This window comes from Shewanella bicestrii, assembly GCF_002216875.1.
Lineage (GTDB): Bacteria > Pseudomonadota > Gammaproteobacteria > Enterobacterales > Shewanellaceae > Shewanella > Shewanella seohaensis.
Window position 1 is genome coordinate 4,635,814 of the sequence record NZ_CP022358.1, and the last position, 21,096, is coordinate 4,656,909.

At 50.0% G+C, this 21,096-nt stretch carries 16 protein-coding genes and 1 pseudogene; 13 read left to right on the top strand and 4 right to left on the bottom strand.

Annotation, left to right across the window (positions count from 1 at the left end; genetic code table 11):
* Window positions 1–247: 247 nt before the first annotated feature.
* The 3 genes from ompR (at window position 248) to CF168_RS20285 (ending at window position 4,422) form a co-directional block, all read left to right on the top strand.
* Complete coding sequence (ompR, locus tag CF168_RS20275) at window positions 248–973, top strand: osmolarity response regulator transcription factor OmpR (RefSeq protein ID WP_011718733.1); 726 nt, start codon at window positions 248–250, stop codon at window positions 971–973.
* Between the two features lie 39 nt (window positions 974–1,012).
* Complete coding sequence (envZ, locus tag CF168_RS20280) at window positions 1,013–2,329, top strand: two-component system sensor histidine kinase EnvZ (RefSeq protein WP_086902460.1); 1,317 nt, start codon at window positions 1,013–1,015, stop codon at window positions 2,327–2,329.
* A gap of 116 nt (window positions 2,330–2,445) precedes the next feature.
* Entirely contained in the window at window positions 2,446–4,422 is a 1,977-nt protein-coding gene (locus CF168_RS20285; RefSeq protein ID WP_089068808.1) for a methyl-accepting chemotaxis protein, read from the top strand.
* A gap of 56 nt (window positions 4,423–4,478) precedes the next feature.
* On the opposite strand, the gene CF168_RS20290 is transcribed toward CF168_RS20285, so the two are convergent.
* Together CF168_RS20290 and CF168_RS20295 are read right to left on the bottom strand one after the other, a co-directional pair.
* On the bottom strand, window positions 4,479–4,952 hold the full coding sequence (locus CF168_RS20290) for a peroxiredoxin (protein ID WP_011624535.1): 474 nt from the start codon (window positions 4,950–4,952) through the stop codon (window positions 4,479–4,481).
* A 259-nt stretch (window positions 4,953–5,211) separates the two neighbouring features.
* Window positions 5,212–6,144: a choice-of-anchor H family protein gene (locus CF168_RS20295; protein ID WP_011627619.1), complete on the bottom strand. Its 933-nt coding sequence runs from the start codon at window positions 6,142–6,144 to the stop codon at window positions 5,212–5,214.
* A gap of 358 nt (window positions 6,145–6,502) precedes the next feature.
* Between CF168_RS20295 and CF168_RS20300 the strand changes: the two genes are divergently transcribed.
* The 4 genes and pseudogenes from CF168_RS20300 to CF168_RS20315 all read left to right on the top strand — a co-directional run bounded on the left by CF168_RS20300 (window position 6,503) and on the right by CF168_RS20315 (window position 10,767).
* Window positions 6,503–6,805, top strand: a complete 303-nt coding sequence (locus tag CF168_RS20300) for a PepSY domain-containing protein (protein WP_011624537.1) — start codon at window positions 6,503–6,505, stop codon at window positions 6,803–6,805.
* 1 nt (window position 6,806) lies between these two features.
* A pseudogene (locus tag CF168_RS20305) lies at window positions 6,807–7,490 on the top strand (response regulator transcription factor).
* Window positions 7,483–8,847, top strand: coding sequence for an ATP-binding protein (locus CF168_RS20310; protein WP_089068809.1), 1,365 nt, complete (start codon window positions 7,483–7,485; stop codon window positions 8,845–8,847). The pseudogene CF168_RS20305 and the gene CF168_RS20310 overlap by 8 nt, the downstream one beginning before the upstream one ends.
* 414 nt (window positions 8,848–9,261) lie before the next feature.
* A complete protein-coding gene (locus tag CF168_RS20315) occupies window positions 9,262–10,767 on the top strand; it encodes a DUF3300 domain-containing protein (protein ID WP_089068810.1) in 1,506 nt (501 codons plus the stop codon).
* A gap of 55 nt (window positions 10,768–10,822) precedes the next feature.
* Here the strand turns inward: CF168_RS20315 and CF168_RS20320 are convergent, their stop codons facing one another.
* Window positions 10,823–11,299, bottom strand: coding sequence for a hypothetical protein (locus tag CF168_RS20320; RefSeq protein WP_023266124.1), 477 nt, complete (start codon window positions 11,297–11,299; stop codon window positions 10,823–10,825).
* A gap of 75 nt (window positions 11,300–11,374) precedes the next feature.
* The gene (locus tag CF168_RS20325) at window positions 11,375–15,004 is read right to left on the bottom strand and encodes an EAL domain-containing protein (protein ID WP_206191650.1); all 3,630 of its coding nucleotides are present in this window, start codon (window positions 15,002–15,004) and stop codon (window positions 11,375–11,377) included.
* A 632-nt stretch (window positions 15,005–15,636) separates the two neighbouring features.
* On the opposite strand from CF168_RS20325, the gene CF168_RS20330 reads away from it, so the two are divergent.
* The 6 genes from CF168_RS20330 to cyoE all read left to right on the top strand — a co-directional run bounded on the left by CF168_RS20330 (window position 15,637) and on the right by cyoE (window position 21,066).
* The gene (locus tag CF168_RS20330) at window positions 15,637–15,957 is read left to right on the top strand and encodes a hypothetical protein (protein ID WP_089068811.1); all 321 of its coding nucleotides are present in this window, start codon (window positions 15,637–15,639) and stop codon (window positions 15,955–15,957) included.
* 189 nt (window positions 15,958–16,146) lie between these two features.
* The gene (gene cyoA / locus CF168_RS20335) at window positions 16,147–17,175 is read left to right on the top strand and encodes a ubiquinol oxidase subunit II (RefSeq protein ID WP_089068812.1); all 1,029 of its coding nucleotides are present in this window, start codon (window positions 16,147–16,149) and stop codon (window positions 17,173–17,175) included.
* A 2-nt stretch (window positions 17,176–17,177) separates the two neighbouring features.
* On the top strand, window positions 17,178–19,157 hold the full coding sequence (cyoB, locus tag CF168_RS20340; RefSeq protein WP_023266129.1) for a cytochrome o ubiquinol oxidase subunit I: 1,980 nt from the start codon (window positions 17,178–17,180) through the stop codon (window positions 19,155–19,157).
* Window position 19,158: 1 nt separating this feature from the next.
* Window positions 19,159–19,779, top strand: coding sequence for a cytochrome o ubiquinol oxidase subunit III (cyoC, locus tag CF168_RS20345; protein WP_011718747.1), 621 nt, complete (start codon window positions 19,159–19,161; stop codon window positions 19,777–19,779).
* The gene (gene cyoD, locus CF168_RS20350; RefSeq protein ID WP_023266130.1) at window positions 19,779–20,120 is read left to right on the top strand and encodes a cytochrome o ubiquinol oxidase subunit IV; all 342 of its coding nucleotides are present in this window, start codon (window positions 19,779–19,781) and stop codon (window positions 20,118–20,120) included. The genes cyoC and cyoD overlap by 1 nt, the downstream gene beginning before the upstream one ends.
* Window positions 20,121–20,133: 13 nt before the next feature.
* The gene (gene cyoE, locus CF168_RS20355; RefSeq protein WP_011718749.1) at window positions 20,134–21,066 is read left to right on the top strand and encodes a heme o synthase; all 933 of its coding nucleotides are present in this window, start codon (window positions 20,134–20,136) and stop codon (window positions 21,064–21,066) included.
* Window positions 21,067–21,096 lie beyond the last annotated feature (30 nt).

Below are 21,096 nucleotides of genomic sequence, written 5' to 3' on the forward strand. Positions count from 1 at the left end.
AATTTCAGTTACATACTAGATAAATGTGACGATTCCCATGCAATTTCATTTGCTTAGTATTAACATGAGTTGGCAATTAGCCGTATTCGGTCGACATTGGCTCACATCATGAGCTAGTCGCTCAGGTTGAATCCAGCTATATTAAGCACATTCTTGGCAGATTCGTTTTCAATTTCAGCCAGTTAATCTTTGTTGTATGACGGCATAAAGAATAAAAGCAATAATCCGAGCAATTTAAGGACATCCCATGGGACAAGAAACCTCGAAAATCCTCGTCGTCGATGATGATATGCGCCTACGAGCACTACTCGAGCGTTACCTGATGGAGCAAGGCTATCAGGTACGCAGTGCGGCCAATGCTGAGCAGATGGACCGTTTATTGGAGCGGGAAAACTTCCACCTAATAGTGCTCGATTTGATGTTGCCCGGTGAAGATGGGCTATCCATCTGCCGTCGTCTGCGCCAACAGGGTAGTACCATTCCGATTGTGATGCTCACCGCCAAGGGCGATGAGGTCGACCGGATTATCGGTTTAGAACTCGGGGCCGATGATTATTTGCCAAAACCCTTTAACCCGAGGGAGTTATTGGCGCGGATCAAAGCGGTAATGCGCCGCCAAATTCAAGATGTCCCCGGCGCGCCCGCGCAGCAAGAGGCTGAAATTAGCTTTGGCGAGTTCTCCCTCGACTTAGCCACCCGCGAGATGTACCACGGTAATGAGGCCATCGCACTCACCAGTGGTGAGTTCGCCGTATTAAAAGTGTTAGTCACCCATCCACGCGAACCCTTGTCGCGGGATAAACTGATGAACCTCGCCCGTGGCCGTGATTATTCGGCGCTGGAGCGCTCGATTGACGTACAGGTTTCGCGCCTGCGCCGTTTAATTGAGAAGGATCCCGCTAACCCAAGATATATCCAAACCGTGTGGGGCCTAGGTTATGTGTTTGTGCCCGATGGCGCCGCCCGTCGATGAGCCACTCTTGCCTGAAGTCGTCAGTGCGTTGGCATCAAGATGAAATCTAAGTTTTGGTGGCGCTTTCTTCCCCGCAGCGCCTTTAGCCAAACCGTTATGCTGATTGGTTGCCTACTGTTGATCAATCAGCTGGTTTCCTATGTCACTGTGGCAGTGTATGTATTAAAGCCCAGTTATCAGCAAATCAACCAGTTAATTGCTCGTCAAATCAATCTGTTATTTGTCGATGGTATCGATATCGGCCGTGAACACTTAACCATAGTCGATGCGCTCAATGCCAAAGTCCGCGACGATGGCATGAAAGTCTACAACCAACAACAGGCCCGCGAAGCGGGAATCGAACAGGCCACCTACTACGGTTTTTGGTCATCGCAGATGTCGGAATACCTAGGTGGTGAGGCAGAAGTTCGCGTCACTCACGGCACAGTGCTACAAATTTGGATCCGCCCGCCACAGGCGCCATCGGTATGGATTAAAGTACCGCTCATCGGCCAAAACGTTTCCGATTTATCGCCACTCACCTTGTACTTAATGGTGATCGGCGCGCTCAGTGTCGCCGGTGGATGGTGGTTTGCCCGCCAGCAAAACAGGCCGCTTAGACGCTTACAAAAAGCCGCGATCTCGGTCTCACGCGGCGAGTTTCCCGATCCTCTGCCGCTAAAAGGCTCGAGCGAACTGGTGGAAGTGACCAATGCCTTCAACCAAATGTCCCACAGCATGAAACAGCTCGAACAGGACAGAGCCCTGTTGATGGCGGGTATTTCCCACGATTTACGCACGCCACTGACGAGGATTCGCCTCGCCTCCGAGATGATGGTCGAGGAAGATCAATATCTTAAAGATGGTATCGTCAACGATATCGAAGATATGGACGCCATTATCAGCCAGTTTATTGCCTACATTCGCCAAGATCAGGAGGCGAGCCGCGAGCTAGGGCAAATTAATAAACTCATTCAAGATATTGCGCAGGCCGAAGCCAACCGCGACGGTGAAATTGAAGTCGTACTAAGCGACTGCCCCGAGGCGCTGTTCCAAGGGCTGGCGATTAAGCGAGTGCTCAGTAATCTGGTCGAAAATGCCTTCCGTTATGGTTCGGGCTGGGTGCGGATAAGCTCGCAATTTGATGGTAAGCGTATCGGTTTTAGCGTTGAGGATAATGGCCCTGGGATTGATGAGTCGCAAATTCCCAAACTGTTTCAACCTTTTACCCAAGGTGATATTGCGCGCGGCAGTGTCGGCTCGGGCCTTGGGCTAGCCATTATCAAACGGATTATCGACCGTCACCAAGGCCAAGTGACCTTATCTAACCGCACAGAGGGCGGCTTAAAAGCCCAAGTCTGGCTCCCCTTGGAGTAAATCCAAGATTCAGCATGACAACGCTGACATTCAACTTGTGTTGTCATATTTATGTCACGCGAAATTCATAAACTCTAGGCAGTTAACTTCCTAAAGTTTCCAATGAAGATTGCATCATGAAGATTTCAACGCTGTCACTCTCAGCTTCGGCGCTGTTGTTATTGCTTGCTGGACTATTAGCAGCCGTGGTGCTGTGGAGCAGCGATCAAAGACAACAGATTGAGCAACAAACCCAAGTACTTCAAGGCCTACAACAGGATTTTCTCGTAGGGGTACGCCGCGATCTCGATGGCTATTTAGCCAGTGGTAACGCGACCCAACTCGAGGAAGCCAAAGCCAAACTGAGCAAGATTAAAACTGAGCTCAGCGAGCTCAACCTCGCCGCAGCGGGCAGTGCCGATGAGGAATTACAAACAGGCCTTAGCCAATTCATTCAAGACTTAGACACTAAATACCGCGCCGCAGGCAAACTCGCGGGCAACCCAAGACAACTGCTGGCCCACGCCGAATCCGAAATGCTCGACTATAACCGCAGGCTCGGCAGTTACGCCGACAAAGGTTTAGCGATTAATGCCGCTGTGGCCGAACAATATCTGCAATTAAGTCGTGACTTACCCAGCATTGTTTATCAATTATCGCAGCTTACCGATGGCTATCTCATCGATAAAAATCAGCAACTTAAAAATATTCTCGACAGCACCAGCAAGGAGCTAAACCAGTGGCGTGACCGACTGAACGCCCTGCCGTTAATCGGCGTGTACGAGCAGGAGGAAGCCGATGAATTTGCCCTCGGCGCGAGTGAACCAGAGCAGATTGAAGTGGGTGAAAATGATCGCAGCGAGCTGTTAAGCCTTGCCAATCGCTACAATAAAGAAGTCGCCAACACCCACCAACTGCTGCAAGTCAATCAGGAGATGCAAGAGCAGTTAATTCAAGCCATTAGCAGAGTTGAACAGCAGCTTATCGCCCTCGGTGAGGCGCAGGCCGCCAAAAACCAACAGCTCAAATATGAGTTACAAGTCATTCTTTATGCGATGGTTTCTATTATGGCGCTGTTTGCTATCGGCTATTTAATCCTGCAACAGAACCGTGTGGTTAAACCCCTTAAACGCCTCAATCAAGCCTTTATGCAATTAAGCGAGTCCAACAGTCGTGAACGCTTGGACATCAATCGCCGCTGCGAAACCGGCCAAATTGCAGGCCATTTCAACCAATTACTGCACAGATTCGAGCAAGAAGACGAACTCCAGCGCCAACAAATGACTAAGGTTTCTCAATCCTTAAGTCAGTTGGTCGCGCGCATTACTCAACTGTCGCAGCACACCGAACACACTCAGACCATAGTCGCCGACACTCAGTCGCAAACCGAGCATATCCGCAGCCTCGCCAATGAGGTCAGCCACACCTCGGCCCTTGTTGAACAAAGCGCGGCCGAAACCATGCGTCAAATGCAGTCGAGCCAAACCGAGGCCGAAGCCGTGCTGAGTGCCACAGAACAAACCCAGACGGCGGTTGGCCTTTGCCATGCCTCGCTCGAAAGCCTGAATAACTCCGTGGCAGATGTCGCTAAAATCATTGATGTTATTGGCAATATTGCCGAGCAAACCAATCTGTTGGCGCTTAATGCCGCCATCGAAGCCGCCCGAGCGGGCGAGCAAGGTCGCGGTTTTGCCGTGGTCGCCGATGAGGTTCGAAGCCTAAGTCAACGTACTCAAGTGTCGTTAAATGAAATCGTGAAGATCCTGCATCAACTCACCCAATCGAACCTCGCACTCGGCGAGAGTGTCGATGGCATTGCCCAAGCGACCGATAGCCAAAAACAGCGGGCACAGAGCCTATGGCATGTGGCGCAAACCGTACAAAATCAAGCGAGTGAAATGGCCAATACCGCCAAGCAGGGTTCGCTTAACGCCAAGGAACAGGTCGATTACCTCGATGAATTTGTTCGCAGCATGGATAACCTAAAAGACCAAGCGCAAACCAGTTCGCAGCAGAGCGAAGTGATTGCCCAAGAAGTACAGCAAAGCGTGGAAGATATTGAGACTAGCCTAGGCATAGCCGACACCAACACAGTATCTGCCCGAGCGGCTTAAGCTTGATGCCAATAAAAATGGGAGCCTAGGCTCCCATTTTGTTTTTTAATCAGGCATTAAAGTGCAGCTAATACCACTTCGGCTTTGCTCACTTCAAATGACTTAGGTGCTTCTACATTCAGTAACGTCACCACGCCGTTATCGATGATCATCGCATAACGTTGTGAACGCACACCGCCAAAGCCTGCGGTATCCATCTCTAACCCGAGCGCTTTAGTAAAGCTGGCATCGCCATCGGCAAGCATCAATAACTCAGACGCATTTTGCGCTTCGCCCCAAGCTTTCATCACAAAGGCATCGTTTACCGATACACAGGCAATTAAATCAACGCCTTTAGCTTTAAATTGATCGGCCAGCACCACATAACCTGGCAAATGCGCTTCAGAACAGGTTGGTGTGAAAGCACCAGGCACTGCAAATAACACCACTTTTTTACCCGCGAACAGCTCGGTAACTTGATGATTTACCATGCCATCTTTAGTCAGTTGGCTTAGCGTCGCCGCTGGTAATGTTTGACCTTGAGCAATCATGACTCTCTTCCTTTAGTTAACGTAACTTGCCCATACTAGCCCGAATCGGAAATGATAAACACAGAGAGAAAAAGGGGATTTGTAGCAGAGGGTGCAAATTGCCGATAAATCGCAAGGTTGCTTTTGTTACCCGCATTGCGAAATAAAAAAGCAGCGTATCAATGATACGCTGCTTTTAGTATTAGCCACGCTGTTTACTCTAAATAGGCGCTGACTTAGTAAAAACCTGATGGCTTACAAAAGAGTTTATTTCAGGGTATTAAACCCATTTTTCACGCTTGCGTAGTGCAGCGAACAACCCAAGGCCAAGCAAGGCAAAGATAGACAATGCACCGCCGCTTTCTTCCACCACAATCACTTCGTCAACACGGTCACGGTCGCTACTTTCCAGCGGCAAGGCATATAAGCCATCGGTGTCATCGGCGCTAATGGTGGCGACAATATCGCTATAACCTACTTCATAAACATCGATTAATACATCGTAGTGATCCGTTGGATAACCAGTGTAGAGGGTGGTCAGCACTTCGTAATCGTCCTGCGTAGAGTCACCGTAAATGGTAAACACGTCCGTGGTGTAGTAATGCACCCAAGGACCACCGTTACGGCTGAGGTATAACTCGGCAAACAGGTCGGCGCGCTCATTAAGATATGAGCCAAACACATCCACATCGAAGGTCACGCTGAAGGTTTGATAAAACCCATCATAATCAAAGTCTTCAAACAAACGGCTGCTGGCATCAAAAATCGCAAAGCTGTGATACACGGGGGCGCGATAGGGATCTTCACTGGTCGCACTCGAGCTTGGGATAGGCTGACTCGTGTGCTTAGCAATCACTTGTTCGCGGGTCATGGGGGTCGCGCCCATCAATTGCACGCGATGAGCACTCGGACTCTTTGGCGACAACGACGGCGCTAAGGATTTAACGGCGGCCGCAGCGGCTTCACCCACGCTTTGAGCGGGTGCCGACTGCTGCAATAGGCTTAGGGCTTGTTGTTCTTGCTCTGCGGCCTGCTCGGCATCGGCTTTTTTCGCCATCCCAATACTGGCCGCGCTAAAGGGGGCCAAGTTTGACTCGTCGAAGGACTCTGCGCTCACCATGGTCGGCGCCAGTAATGCGCCTGCCAATACCATTGCCTTGATAAAGGCTGTGTGAGTTGTGCTTACGATACCTGATTGATTGAGTGTGCTCATCTTGAATACCCCATTGGATAATCCGTTCAAATTGGTGACATTAGAGGGCACTCAAGGTGAACATAAGCTGAACATTAAAAACCGTGATTTTTGGAGTAAAAAGCCGTTCAGCCTCAATTCATCTGTTTTGGTTAACACTGCTAATATGTCACAGGATATGACTCCTGTTCTGTAAAGAGGTTCGATGGGGATTAACTCGATAAAATCCCACGAATCGCAGTGAATTTTAAAGGAATTGTGTTTACCAATTGGCTGATCTCTATGTGTTTGTTATGGTGATAAGGTATTCTTAGTCGACTCGATAAGCTATCCACCTAGCTACTCACTTAAGATCGCCGAACATGCGCGGGTAACAGATATGAAACTTGGTTTGACACTGACCCTAGTCGCTTGCTTATGCACCTCCTTTGGCAGCATGGCGGGCAATGATAAACACGATGATCGTAATCAATCGCGCGGCCAAGGTGTGAAGAATGAACAGCGCCGCCTTGTGGTCAACAGTCCAGATCAAGCCGTGGCGATGGCGCAACGTCAATATCGAGGAAAAGTGCTCAGCGTGCAGTCGAGTGGCTCAGGCTATAGAGTCAAAATCCTCAATAACGATGGCCAAGTTTTTTCTGTTTCGGTGGATGCCGCCACTGGGCGTGTTTCGAGGAATTAATATGCGACTCTTACTCGTTGAAGACGATTTAGCGCTTCAAGCCAACTTAAAACAGCACTTGCTCGATGCTCACTACAGCATAGATGTTGCCAGCGACGGTGAAGAAGGCCTGTATCAAGCCATTGAATATAATTATGATGCCGCGATTATCGATGTCGGTTTACCTAAACTCGACGGCATAAGCCTTATTCGCCGCGTGCGCCAAAAAGAGCGCGCGTTCCCCATCCTGATTTTAACCGCGCGGGATAGCTGGCAGGATAAAGTCGAGGGTCTCGATGCGGGTGCCGACGACTATCTCACTAAGCCCTTCCATCCCGAAGAATTAGTGGCTCGGCTCAAAGCCTTGATCCGCCGCTCGGCCGGTAAAGCCAGCCCAGTGATTACTAACGGCCCCTTTAGCTTAAATACCAGTAGCTTAGAAGTGCGCAAATGAGATGAACTCGTCACTCTAAGCGGCTCTGAATACAAGCTATTTGAGATTTTTATGCTGCATCAGGGCGAAGTAAAATCAAAAACTGCGCTCACCGAACATATCTACGATCAGGATTTTGACCTCGACTCTAACGTTATCGAAGTCTTTATCCGCCGTTTACGCAAAAAACTCGACCCTGATAACCAATATAATCTGATCGAAACCCTGCGCGGCCAAGGCTATCGTTTAAGAGTCATCTCCCCAGATGAGTAAGCGTGCGCTTGCCTGGCAGTTATTAAACTCCCTCAAAACTCGGCTCGTCCTCAGTGCGCTGCTGTTTATTTTGGTGCTGCTGCCGCTGATTGGGGTCGCCCTCAATGACGCCTTTGCCGAGCAAGTAAAAAGCGCTGCTAAAAACGAGCTAAGTGCCTATGTGTATTCGGTGTTAGCGGTGACTGAGGTTGAAAACAAACGGATTTTTATCCCCGAATTAGTGCTCGAAAACCGCTTTAACCTCATTCAATCAGGCCTCTATGCCATTGCCACCACAGAGAATGCCGAGCATCAGCAGAGCATAGTCTGGCATTCGCAGTCTTTTATGGGCATCACGCCGCCGGCGCAGTTCACCATTCCGCCGACGGGCAAAAGTGCCTTCGATCAAATCGACCTCGCTGGCGCGCCACACCTTATCTACAGCTTTAGCGTCAGCTTTGCCAGCCTGAATGAAAACGTGCCAGTGACTATCCATATCATTAAGGATGAATTGGAGTTTCAACAGCAAATCTCCCAATTTAATCAACAGCTTTGGACTTGGTTGCTGATATTGATCTTAGTGATGCTGGTGTTTCAGTTAAGTTGGTTGATTTGGACCATTAGGCCGCTGGCGCGCTTTACCCAAGAACTGCACGATGTTGAGCAGGGTAAATCGACCCAGCTCAGTAGCCAGTATCCGAGTGAGCTACAGGAAGTCGCGCGGCAATTGAATATCCTGCTCAATACCGAGCAGACCCAGCGTAAACGCTATCGCAATGCCCTTGCGGATTTGGCCCATAGCCTGAAAACCCCGTTGGCGGTAATTAAGAGTCAGGCGGACTTAAGCGAAGCCTCGAGCGAGCAAGTGTCGAATATCAGTCGTATCATCAGCCACCAGCTTAAACGCGCCCAAACGGCGGCGGCCGCTTCCTGGAATTTAGGCATTAAGGTGGAGGAGGTCGCCGCCAAACTGCTGCGAACCTTAGCCAAGATTTATCGAGAGCCGCAGATAGATCTCAGCGGCGATCTGGCACCACATGCCGTATTTAAAGGCGATGAGGCCGATCTGACCGAAATTTTAGGTAACTTGCTCGATAACGCCTGCAAGGCCGCTAAGTCGCAGGTCAAATTAACCGTCACAGGCGACGCCTATCAGCTCCAACTTTGTATCGAAGACGACGGCCCTGGGATCAGCGAAGCCCTGCAAACTCAAATATTTGAGCGTGGGATCCGCGCCGACTCTTATCACCAAGGCAACGGCATAGGTTTAGCCATAGTGCGCGATCTAGTGGATAGCTATAATGGTCGCATTTCCGTATCCCGTTCAGAAAACTTAGGCGGCGCCAAGTTTACGGTTAACTTCACCCACTCGGCTTAAGCGTTTATTTCATCAAGATAACTAGGGCGTGTTGACGTTTCGAGATTAAATTTTGTTCGTTCTGGCAAGCACGTGCTCGCGAAACGAGGAATGATGTGTAGCTATTCTACTCAAATGACGAGTGACAAAGAGCAAGGGCTTGCCAGGCGAACCCTTCGGGCAGCATTTGGCTGGCGTTTCTGCCGCGTTATCGTCCGTTTATGTAGAATAACTACACTGCACGGACTTTGCCTTGCATAAAAGCCAGCCAAATTGCTGCAAAAATAACCCTGAAACGTCAACACGCCCTAATGAGTTAGCTAAAATTTGTGCTGCTATTGGCATTTTTACCACACAAAATACTTTCAGCTTATGTTCATATTCACGCGCCTATGATGCCAATAACATCCTCAAATAGGATTATTGGAGCGAACAATGAACAGATTACATCGATGGAAATGGCTGGTGTTATCGGCGGCATTAGTTGCCCTGCCGTTCACTGCGCCAACTCAAGCCGCAGGCGTATCAGTCAGCCAAGGTTCAAGTGCTTCACTGAGCCAAGCCGAACTCGAACAGATGCTTGCGCCCATTGCACTCTACCCCGATAGTTTATTGAGCCATATTTTGATCGCCTCCACCTATCCACTCGAAGTAGTGCAGGCGCAGCGTTGGTTAGAGGATAACCCTAAGTTATCGACCGACGAGGTGATGTCTCGCACCGAAGACAAGGACTGGGATCCGAGTGTTAAAGCCCTTATGGCTTTCCCCAACGTCTTAGAGAAAATGAGCGAAGACTTAGATTGGACCCAAAAACTCGGCGAAGCCTTTTTAGCCGATGAAGGCCAAGTGATGGATGGCATTCAATCGCTCAGACAACAAGCGGATAAAGCCAACAGCCTGGCCAATATGGACAACATGGCGGTGACCCGTGCGAACAACCAGATCATCATAGAACCCGCAAGGCGCGAAGTGGTGTATGTGCCCTACTATGATCCCCGCGTGGTTTATGGCACTTGGCGCTGGGGCGTGGCCTATCCCCCTGTTTATTGGGAGTTTGGTGGCTATGTGGGCTACCCTTACCGCCCAAGTCATAGTTACTTTTACTGGTCACCCGGGATCCATATTTCCTTTAACTACTTCTTTAGCTCGTTCCATTGGCACAGCCACAGAGTCGTCGTTGTCGATCACCGTCACTCCCACCACTATCGCCCAAGGGAGCGGTACTCAGTCAGCTATGGTGCTCAACCTTGGAAACATAAACCCGAGCACAGACGCGGCGTGGTTTACCACAATCCCGTGGTGAAAGAGCGCTACTACGGCGATAGTAAGTTCCGTGGCCGTGATTCCCACTCCAGTGGCAGTGGTCAGCACTTTACCAGCCAATATGCCAAATCGAGGGAACACCAAGACGCACGTTATAACCGCGACAACAAGGGCTATGACAAGCGCCAAGATAAGGACAGAAGTAACAACCTAAGCCGCGACAATCACTACAGCCGCGAGCGTACGCCTAGCTTCCAAAATACTCAGGCCGAGTTAAAAGAGCGCCGCGTGGCACCGACAAACTCGGCGCAAACCAAAAGAGAAGGTTACCAAAAAGATCGTAACGACAATTTCCGTCAGGATAATCAAGTAAGACAAGCGCAGGCAAAAGCGACGAGGGAGCAAACCAAGGACAGTCCACAGCGCCAGTATCAGACTCGAGAGCAGCAACCACGCAGCTTTGAGCCCCGAACTCAGCCACAGAGACCGGAAGCTCGCCCTGAAGTGAGACGCGCCGAACCGCAACGTATGGAGCAGCCCCGCCAAGCGCCGCCAAGACAGCGGGAAGAGAATCGAATCAGGCAGAATGATTCACGCCAAAATATGCAGATGGCCCGCAGCCCTGAGCATAACCAAGGCAGATCGGCACAGAGCCAAGAGCGCCGCCACAGGGAATAATCTCAACCAATAAAAAGAGCGCGAATATTCGCGCTCTTTCTTTATGTTCAAATAGCTAAAACTTGAGGGTCAAGGACTGGCCTTCTCCCATGCCCTGCCATTCGATGGTCAGCTCCATTATCTCATTGATAATATGTTCAAAGTCCGCTTGAGACACTTCGGGCAGCGCGAGTTTACGGTTGCTGCAGCTCTGCTCTAACAGGTATAAAAACCCGGCATAGGTCGGCGTGTCGGCAGACCACAGCAAAGATTGCAGGGATTCGACAATCGACTCGGTTTGCCAAATTAAGGTTTTATCCGCGACGGCTAAGGAGGCTTCATTGTGCTCAAGGGAAAAACTGATATCGGCGCCTGCGCGCACTTGGGCGAAAAATGCGCCCTGAATATGCAGTCGTTTTTCAACGACATAATGGATCATGTCATGGGGAGCTATGCCCTGCTCGGGCATTTGTGTTTGGGTTGCGCTGCCATCCATGCGCACGCAACGTAATTGTCCATAACGCTTCGAACCTTTGGTGAAGATAACTTGCATAAAGCCGTCCTTAGTTTATCCATCTTTCCATCGCCGGATTTAGCCAAGTATAGTTCTAAATGGATAAAAAACGGCTTAAAAATTGCGCTCGATAAAACGCGAACAGTCTTCGGCCGCCAAGGGTTTACTAAAGTAATAACCCTGCACTAAATCGCAGCCCATGCCCGATAACAGCACCAGTTGCGCCTCATTCTCGACCCCTTCGGCCACGACGGTCAGCCCCAACTCATGTGCCATTGAAATCGTTGCCGCACTGATGGCAGCATCGTTCGGATCGCTCTCGATATCCTTCACAAAAGAGCGGTCTAACTTGAGTCTGTCTAAGGGCAATAACTTCAAGTAAGAGAGTGACGAGTAACCCGTGCCAAAGTCATCAATCGCCAATTCGATCCCATGCTGGCGCAACTCGGCCAGTAACTTGGCATTTTGCTCGGGATACTGCATGGCCACGCTCTCGGTGATTTCAAGCTCGAGCGCCCCTTTGGGCAACTTATGCTTGGCAAGCACGTTGATGATATCGACAACGATAGTGTCCTTACGCAATTGATGGGCCGAGAGATTGACCGCCATCCGCAGCCGTTTGGCGCCCTTCTCACGCCACTCGGCTAGCTGCGCCAACGCCTGCTCTAACACCCATTGGCCGATAGGAATAATCATATCGATCTCTTCGGCGATAGGGATAAAGCGATCGGGAGCCACCAAGCCCAATTCGGGGTGTTGCCAACGGATAAGCGCCTCGACGCCGACCATTTGCCCGGTGTTGATATCGATTTGTGGCTGATAGTGCAGCCGCAGCTCATCACGGGCAATGGCCTGCCTGAGTCCAGTTTCGATTTGTTGGCGCTCGGTCACTAAGGTGTTCATGGCGGCGGTGAAAAACTGATAGTTATTACGCCCCGCCGCTTTGGCGCGGTACATGGCCATATCGGCATTTTTCATGAGCGCCTCAACACTGTCACCATCGGTTGGGAACAGGCTAATGCCTATGCTGGGTGATGAATGCAGCGGCTTGTTATCTATGGTATAGGTTTGATTCAAACCACTGCGCAGGGCTTCTGCCACCTTAGCCACCTCGTCATGGTCCGTATCGGACAACACCACCACGAACTCATCGCCGCCTAAACGTGCGACGATATCGTCGCTGCTCACAATACTCTTCAGCCGCCGCGCCACTTCGAGCAGCAGCATATCGCCGACATGGTGCCCCAAGGTGTCGTTGATATTTTTGAAGTGATCCATATCGATAAACATCACGGCAATCTGGGTCTGACTGACAAAGGCTTCTTTGAAAACCGTCTCTAACCGCGATTGCAGACTCAAGCGATTCGGCAGCAGAGTCAAGGAATCGTGGTGCGCGAGGAAGTGAATGCGCTCCTCATTAACTTTGCGTTCGCTGATATCGGTAAAACTACCGATGTAATGGCTGACAGACCCCGTCTCATCCCGCACGACAGACATCATCAACCATTTAGGGAAATCAAATCCCTCCTTGTGTCTGTCCCACACCTCACCCTGCCAGAATCCGGTCTGTTCCAGGGCGGCTCGCACTCTAGCATCATTGCTACGGTCGGTCCGCTCGGCTTCGAGGAAGCGACAGTTTTTGCCGATGATCTCATCTCGGGTGTAACCGGTAATTTGGGTGAAGGCGCTATTCACATCCACGATAATGTCATTCGCGTCCATGATGGTGATGCCTTCACCGCTTTGCTGGAATACCTGAGCCAGCAGGTTAACCCTAGCCACGGTGCGTTCCTGCTCGGTAATGTCCTCCACAATAAACAGGATAAGTTGCTCGCCGTTAGCTGCGGTAACCAAGGAGCCATTTAACCTCACTGCCACCATTTGCCCGCCCTTATGGCGATAATGCTTCTGGTAGGGGCCGTAACGGCGAGTCTGCTTAAGGCGTTCAAGCTGCTCGGTTTCACTCACCCGATAACGGATAGGCGTAAGCTCCCAAGGATCGAGTGTCTGCAACTCTTCGAGGGTATAACCGGTAATATCCATAAAGGCTTGGTTGATGGCGACAAACTGCCCGTCCTCTAGCCGTTTTAAGGCGTGGCCCACAGGCGCCTTATCGAACAGAGTGCGATACCTTTGTTCACTCTCGATCAAGGTCGCTTGGAAGGTTTGGCTACGGGCGATCTCCTTAGAGAGTGCCATGGTTTTTTCCGCCACCTTTTCGGCGATGCGGTGCCGCTCCCCGGAAGACACTAAGGTCATACCGCCGACAACCGCGCAGGTGATAAACGCCAGCAGTAGCATCAGCAGCGACAGACTAAAGGTGTCGCCCATCAGTTCGGAATAGGACTCGTAGATAACGATATGCCAATGCCTATCGGCCAGCATTAAGTTGGCCTGATAATACTGGCCCATCTTGTCGCTTTGTATGTTCCCCTGAAACTGGGGGAAGATCTTCTGGCTATTGGCGTAGAGTAAGGCTCCGCCAGCACTCATGTCCGTCAGTCGCCAGTGCAAGCCTTTGACCTGCTCCACCGCATTGATAATCGATTGCAGGTCGATCACCGCCGAGCAAAAGCCCTCAATATTGCCTAAGCGGTCGAAGACGGGGGCAATAAACAGCGTCCCGCCCGGTCCATTTGGATCCTCCGCCAATTGAATTTTTCCGGTCATGACAGGTGACAGTGTGGCGCGGACTTTGGCAATCGCCGCCGCCCTTGTCGGTTCGCCATTAAGGTCAATACCCAAGGCGGCACGGCTAGTGTTTATCGGTTGCACAAACTTAATCGGCACTAACCAACCGTCGGGATTAGCTCGCCCATTGGCTAAGTATCGAATGCGGTATGATTCGCCAATCTCGGCGCGGGTGGCGGCCTCGAAACTGTCTTTATCGGTCGCGGCAATCAGTGGTGACCAAGCCCAAGCCCGAAACCCATCTAATTGCAGTTGGTTGCGCTTACCAAACTGGATAAATTCATCCTGAGATACCTGCTCGCTATTATCGAATAAACTCGCGAGCGCAATCACTTGCTGAAGATTCGACACCTGAAAACTTTCAACATTGCTAATAATGGCATTGGACTGAATTTGAAATTTATCCTGCAGCTGCTGCCGCTGGTTCATATCCGAGTAGTAATAAATGCCGACACAGAATAAAAAGCCGACAAACAGTGGCAACCCGGTCTGAATCCGCCTTGAGCGCCAAATGGAGCGCTGATCGAAGATCAACATCGTCAGCGGAATAAAGATCACCGCTCCGAGTAAGTCCCCAAGCCACCAATTAATCGTGCGGCCAAAGACATCCTTGATGGGGATGGTGCCATGGGCGGCCAAGGCGGCATTACCAAAGAGGGTCGCAATCATGCAGGTTAACGAGAGGCTGAGGCAGGACTTAATGACAGTGTTGGGTCTATCTAAGGTCACTAAGGGGTCGATACGGCGGATCACATTGGCAGAAACATAGGCCTGTAAACTCGATGCCGCAGCAATCACTAAGGGCAGCCAACCGAGATGGATCTCACCTCCGATATTGATGTTAATCAGCCAAGAGCCGACCAAGATACCAAACCAGGGCGAATACTTGCTCCATATCAGGCAGGAGGCAATGGCAATACCCGCCGCAGGCCAAATGGCAGCCGAATAACCGGGAGGTAAGGCAATCAACAAACCGATTTTGCCAACGACAAAGTAAGCCAAGGCAACGAGTAGATTGACCTTAAGGTAGTGAGCAAATGCTTTGATATCCAATCCCTTTTTATTACTAAGCCGCAACTCAGATAGGCCACATAATGCCTTAATCTACAAATCAATCTCAAGCTTAGTAAAAGCTAATCATCAATTCTATTGTCGGGCGCCAGCGTAAACGCTTCATTAACGGTCGGTTTGCCGCGGCGAAATCTGCTAGACTCACGCCAACTCTTAAGCGCAGCCAAAGGATGGGCATTAACGAGTGAGGAGGTTAACCCCCATCAATGCGGTAAAAATAATTCCGTGAAAAGGGGCGAAAGCGCAGCGAGTTTAGGTGATTTTTCCAGCTCAAATTGTTTACATTTAACCCAAGGCGTTTTCTGACGCAGCTCACATTAACCCTATTTTTTGCGAGTGTAATGAGTATAAATTCAGTTAATTTTGTTAATTATTTGTTTTATTATGGTTTTAATTAAGGTTTTTTTAATGCAAAAGCCGTTTTGAGCCTGGGATCCACTTTCAATCAATCCCCGCTTCTTGTTATCCTCCCGCCCGCACAAAAAAGTTGCAGCTTGAATTTTTATTCAGCCAACAATTTCCTCTCGTTCAGCCGGACCTGTTAATTGAAATTCGCACTCAGCCAATTTATCGCTGAAGGATTGAATCTCGTAGCGAGGTTCTCCCACTTCAGTATGACAAACTTAGCCCTGATCTTCGGGTTACTGTTTGTGCTGCCCGCTGCTGACTTAGTGTCGGTGATGGTCGGTGGCTGTATCGACATAGGTGAGTTAATCACCCTGAGCGATGGATTTTTAATCGAGTTTTTCGGCGCCACGCTGCTGAGCATATTACTGCTCAACCCCCAGATTATTAAGCAATTGTGGAATCTGTTCGACAATGGCTTCAAGTTTTTCAACAGCTTAGATTTAACTAATGCTGCCCAGTTTTTAGCACCCCCAAGGCTAAAATCCCTCGAGCACCTTGCGCACGGTTGTCGCGCCCCACCATTGTAACTCTCTGTTTTAAAATTCAAATTTAGCATTAAGCGCTGAAAGTCGATCCTCAATCTTGCATTGGGGTGGCAGGCATTTTTTGTGCCGCGCTCGAGCCACTTTCGGATTTGCCTTCGGATAACGCCGCTCAATGCTACTGCCAATCTCTCTGGGCAGAGTTGTAAACCTTAGGGTTAGAGGAATCTTCCTTTGTTAATTCAAAATTTAAGTAAAGTAGCATTCGCGGCGATAGCCCTGATGCTCGCAGGCTGTGATGGCGGCGTATTGGATCCCAAGGGCCAGATCGGTGTCGATGAAAAGCACCTGATCATCATCGCTACCCTACTCATGCTGATTGTGGTTATCCCCGTGATCTTCATGACTTTGTTCTTCGCATGGAAATACCGCGATGGCCGAGATCATGAGGTTTACGCCCCTAAATGGTCCCATTCAAGCGCGATCGAAACCGTGGTTTGGATTGTGCCTATTGTGATCGTATTGATTTTGGGCGTGATCACTTGGGGTTCAACCCATGATCTCGACCCTTACAAACCACTCGAACACGAAGCCAAGCCAATTACGGTTGAAGTGGTTTCTATGGACTGGAAATGGTTGTTTATCTATCCAGAACAAGGTGTTGCATCGGTAAACGAACTGGCTTTCCCAGCGAACGTACCAGTGAACTTTAAGATCACCTCTGATACCGCAATGAACTCTTTCTTTATCCCGCAGTTAGGTAGCCAAATCTACTCAATGGCTGGGATGACGACTAAGTTGCACTTGATTGCCAACGAACCCGGTACCTATGACGGTATTTCCGCTAACTATAGCGGCGCAGGTTTTGCGGGCATGAAGTTTAAAGCCATTGCCACGCCAACGGCAGCCGACTTCGATGCTTGGGTAGCCAAGGCAAAACAACAGGCGACTAAGACCTTAGACTCTGCGACTTACCAAGCCTTAGCACAGAAGAGTGAAAACAATCCTGTTGAATACTTTGGCTCAGTTAGTCACGGCATGTTCGATCAAATCGTTATGCAATACATGCACATGGACTCAAACGAGCACATGGCAGGCCATGAAGGTATGGAACACATGAGTGCCGACCACAATATGGCTGGCATGCACCACGATATGGCGCATATGGCGAGCGAACAGAAGATGGCCGACATGGAAAGCTCAACCCATTCTGACACTTCATCAACAGAACACTCATCCACTCACCAAGTGGAGGCGGAGTAATCATGTCTTTTCTCGGTAAATTAAGCTTAGATGCGATCCCGTATCATGAGCCTATCATCATGGTGACCCTTGCGGTTGTTGCCGTGATAGGCCTGTACGTCGCAGCCTTGATCACTAAACACAAAAAATGGGGTGTGCTTTGGCACGACTGGTTAACTTCGGTTGACCATAAACGCCTCGGTATCATGTACATAGTGCTTGCCTTCATCATGTTGATCCGCGGTTTCTCCGACGCCATCATGATGCGTACCCAACAGGCACTGGCCACCAATGGCGCCGCAGGTTATCTGCCGCCAGAACATTACGACCAAATCTTCACAGCCCACGGCGTGATCATGATTATCTTTATGGCGATGCCATTTATGATCGGTCTAATGAACTTAGTGCTGCCACTGCAAATCGGTGCCCGCGACGTTGCCTTCCCCTTCTTGAACAACCTCAGCTTCTGGTTAACCGCGTCTGGTGCCGTGCTGATCAATATTTCATTAGGTTTAGGTGAATTCGCCCGTACCGGTTGGGTAGCTTACCCGCCGTTGTCTGAGCTGGCTTACAGTCCAGGCGTCGGGGTCGATTACTATATCTGGGCGCTGCAGATTTCGGGGATAGGGACAACCTTAACCGGGGTCAACTTTATCGCGACTGTGCTTAAGATGCGTGCTCCAGGCATGAAGCTGATGCAAATGCCTATCTTCACTTGGACTTGTACTTGGGCCAACATCCTGATCGTGGCGTCGTTCCCGATCCTGACTGCGGTTTTAGCGCTGTTAACACTCGATCGCTACATGGGTTTCCACTTCTTCACCAATGATGGTGGTGGTAACGCCATGATGTATATCAACCTGTTCTGGGCTTGGGGTCACCCTGAAGTGTACATCCTGATTTTACCTGCGTTCGGTATCTTCTCGGATGTGATTTCAACCTTTACCTCTAAGCGTCTGTTCGGCTATTCCTCAATGGTATGGGCCAGTGGCGCGATTTCGATCCTCGGTTTTATCGTGTGGTTACACCACTTCTTCACCATGGGCTCGAGTGCCAACGTCAACGCCTTCTTCGGCGTGATGACCATGGTGATTGCGGTCCCGACTGGGGTAAAACTGTTTAACTGGTTGTTCACCATTTACCGCGGCCGCCTGCGCTTAACTGTGCCAGTGCTGTGGACCTTAGGCTTTATGGTGACTTTCACCATTGGTGGTATGACGGGCGTACTATTAGCCGTACCTGGTGCCGACTACGTACTGCACAACAGCTTGTTCCTGATCGCTCACTTCCATAACACCATTATCGGTGGTGCCGTGTTCGGTTACTTAGCTGGTTTTGCTTACTGGTTCCCGAAAGCAACGGGTTTCCACTTAAATGAGCGTTTAGGTAAAGCGTCATTCTGGTGCTGGCAGATTGGTTTCTATGTGGCCTTTATGCCGCTGTATGTACTCGGTTTTATGGGTATGACTCGCCGTATCAACCACATTGATAACCCAGCATGGAACATGTGGATCTATATCGCTGCCGTGGGTGCTTGCATCATCATGGTCGGTATCATTCTGCAATTCGTGCAACTGTACGTGAGTATCCGTGACCGCGACCAAAACCGTGACACCACGGGTGACCCATGGAATGGCCACACGCTGGAATGGTCAACCGCATCACCACCACAGTTCTACAACTTTGCTAAGTTGCCACAAGTGTCTGATATCGATGCCTTTACCGATGCCAAAGAAAAAGGCACCGCCTATCAACGCCTCAAACACTATCAGCCAATCCATATGCCGAAAAATACCCCGAGCGGTATCTTAATGGCGCTGGGCATTACTGCCGCTGGTTTTGCTGCAATTTGGCACATTCTGTGGCTCGCGATTGTGGGCATGGTGGGCGCGTTTATCGTGTTCTTATTCCGTGCTTATAACAACGATGTCGACTATTACGTTCAACCCGATGAAGTGGCACGCATTGAAAATGCTCACTTAAACAATGTAGTAAGGGGCTGATATGAGTGTTGCAATCCCAGCTGATTTAGAAGTTGCTCACGCCGAGGAGCACCACGAGCACCATGATACGGGTGGCAACACCCTGTTTGGTTTTTGGCTCTACCTGATGACCGACTGCATCTTGTTTGCTTCGGTATTCGCCACCTACGCCGTGCTCTATATGAACACCGACGGCGGTGTATCGGGTAAAGACATTTTCGAACTGGACTTTGTGCTGATCGAAACCGCAGCCCTGCTGCTCAGTAGTATTACCTATGGTTTCGCGTTGATTTTCGCTAAGCGCCACAACAAGGCGGCAACCCTTACTTGGTTAGCCATTACCTTTGCACTGGGCTGTGTGTTTATCGGCATGGAAGTCTATGAGTTCCATCACCTGATCGAACATGGCAACGGCCCACAACGCAGCGCCTTCCTGTCATCTTTCTTCACCTTAGTGGGCATGCACGGCTTGCACGTGACCGCAGGGTTAATTTGGATGGCAATCATGATGATTGAAGTCGCCAAAACGGGCTTAGGCAACCGCAGCATCACTCGCTTGAGCTGCTTAAGCTTGTTCTGGCATTTCCTCGACATCGTGTGGATTTGCGTATTTACCGTTGTGTACTTATTGGGAGCATTGTAATGGGCGCACATACTCATTCGCATGATCATAGCCATGGCGCAGACGATCTGGCCGCCAGCATCAAGTCCTACTTAGTCGGTTTTGTGCTGTCAGTGGTGTTAACTGCCATCCCATTCTGGGCGGTAATGACCCATCACTTCGAGCAATCGACGACGCTTGCCATCGTCGTTGTAACGGCACTGGTGCAGATTTTGGTACACCTTAAGTACTTCCTGCACTTGGACTTCTCTAAGGAAGGCAAGATCAACACCTTCTCCTTCCTATTTACCGCACTGATCATCGTGATGGTGGTTGGCTTGTCGGTATGGATCATTCTCGAAGCTAACGCTTTGATGATGTAACGAGACACAGCAAATGAACACACAAGCTAGATTGACATCGACGCAATGGAAAGCACGCTTCAAAGGGTATGTACAGGTAACTAAGCCTGGCATCATTTTCGGGAATCTGATTTCCGTTGCTGGCGGCTTCCTATTGGCCGCTAAGGGCGATGTGGATCTGGTCTTGATGCTGGCAAGCTTAGTGGGATTATCCTTAGTCGTCGCCTCAGGCTGTGCGATTAATAACTGTATTGACCGTGACATTGACGCCAAAATGCAGCGCACCTGCAAACGCGTCACCGTCACGGGCGAAATCCCTCTAAGCCATGTCTTGCTGTTTGGCATCGCCTTAGGCGTGCTTGGATTTGGCATCTTAGCTCTGTTCACTAATGCCTTAGCCCTGCTGTTTGCCGCTATTGGTTATGTCGTTTATGTCGGGATTTATAGCCTCTATATGAAGCGAAACTCGGTTTACGGCACCTTAGTCGGCAGCTTTTCGGGCGCTGTACCGCCCGTGGTGGGCTATTGCAGCGTAACGGGGCAAATGGATATGGGCGCAGTGATTTTATTGCTGATGTTCAGCCTCTGGCAGATGCCACACTCCTACGCCATCGCGATTTTCCGCTTTAATGACTATGCAGCCGCGAAGATCCCCGTGCTGCCAGTCGCCGAAGGGATGGCCAAGGCGAAGCACCATATAGTGCTCTATATCGCAGTGTTCGCCTTGGTCAGCACCATGCTGCCACTCGCAGGTTACACAGGCACCGCCTTTATGGCCGTGACCTGTGCCACCAGCCTCTGGTGGCTAACTATGGCCCTCAAAGGTTATCGTCAAGATGTGGATATGCCACGTTGGGCCAGACAAGTGTTTGGTTTTTCAATTATTACCATCACAGCACTCAGTGTAACCATGGCGCTGGATTTTCAAGCGGTCAGTCAAACCCCACTGTTTACCTTAGTGCGATAAACATAACCTTTATTCAAAAACAAAAGCGCT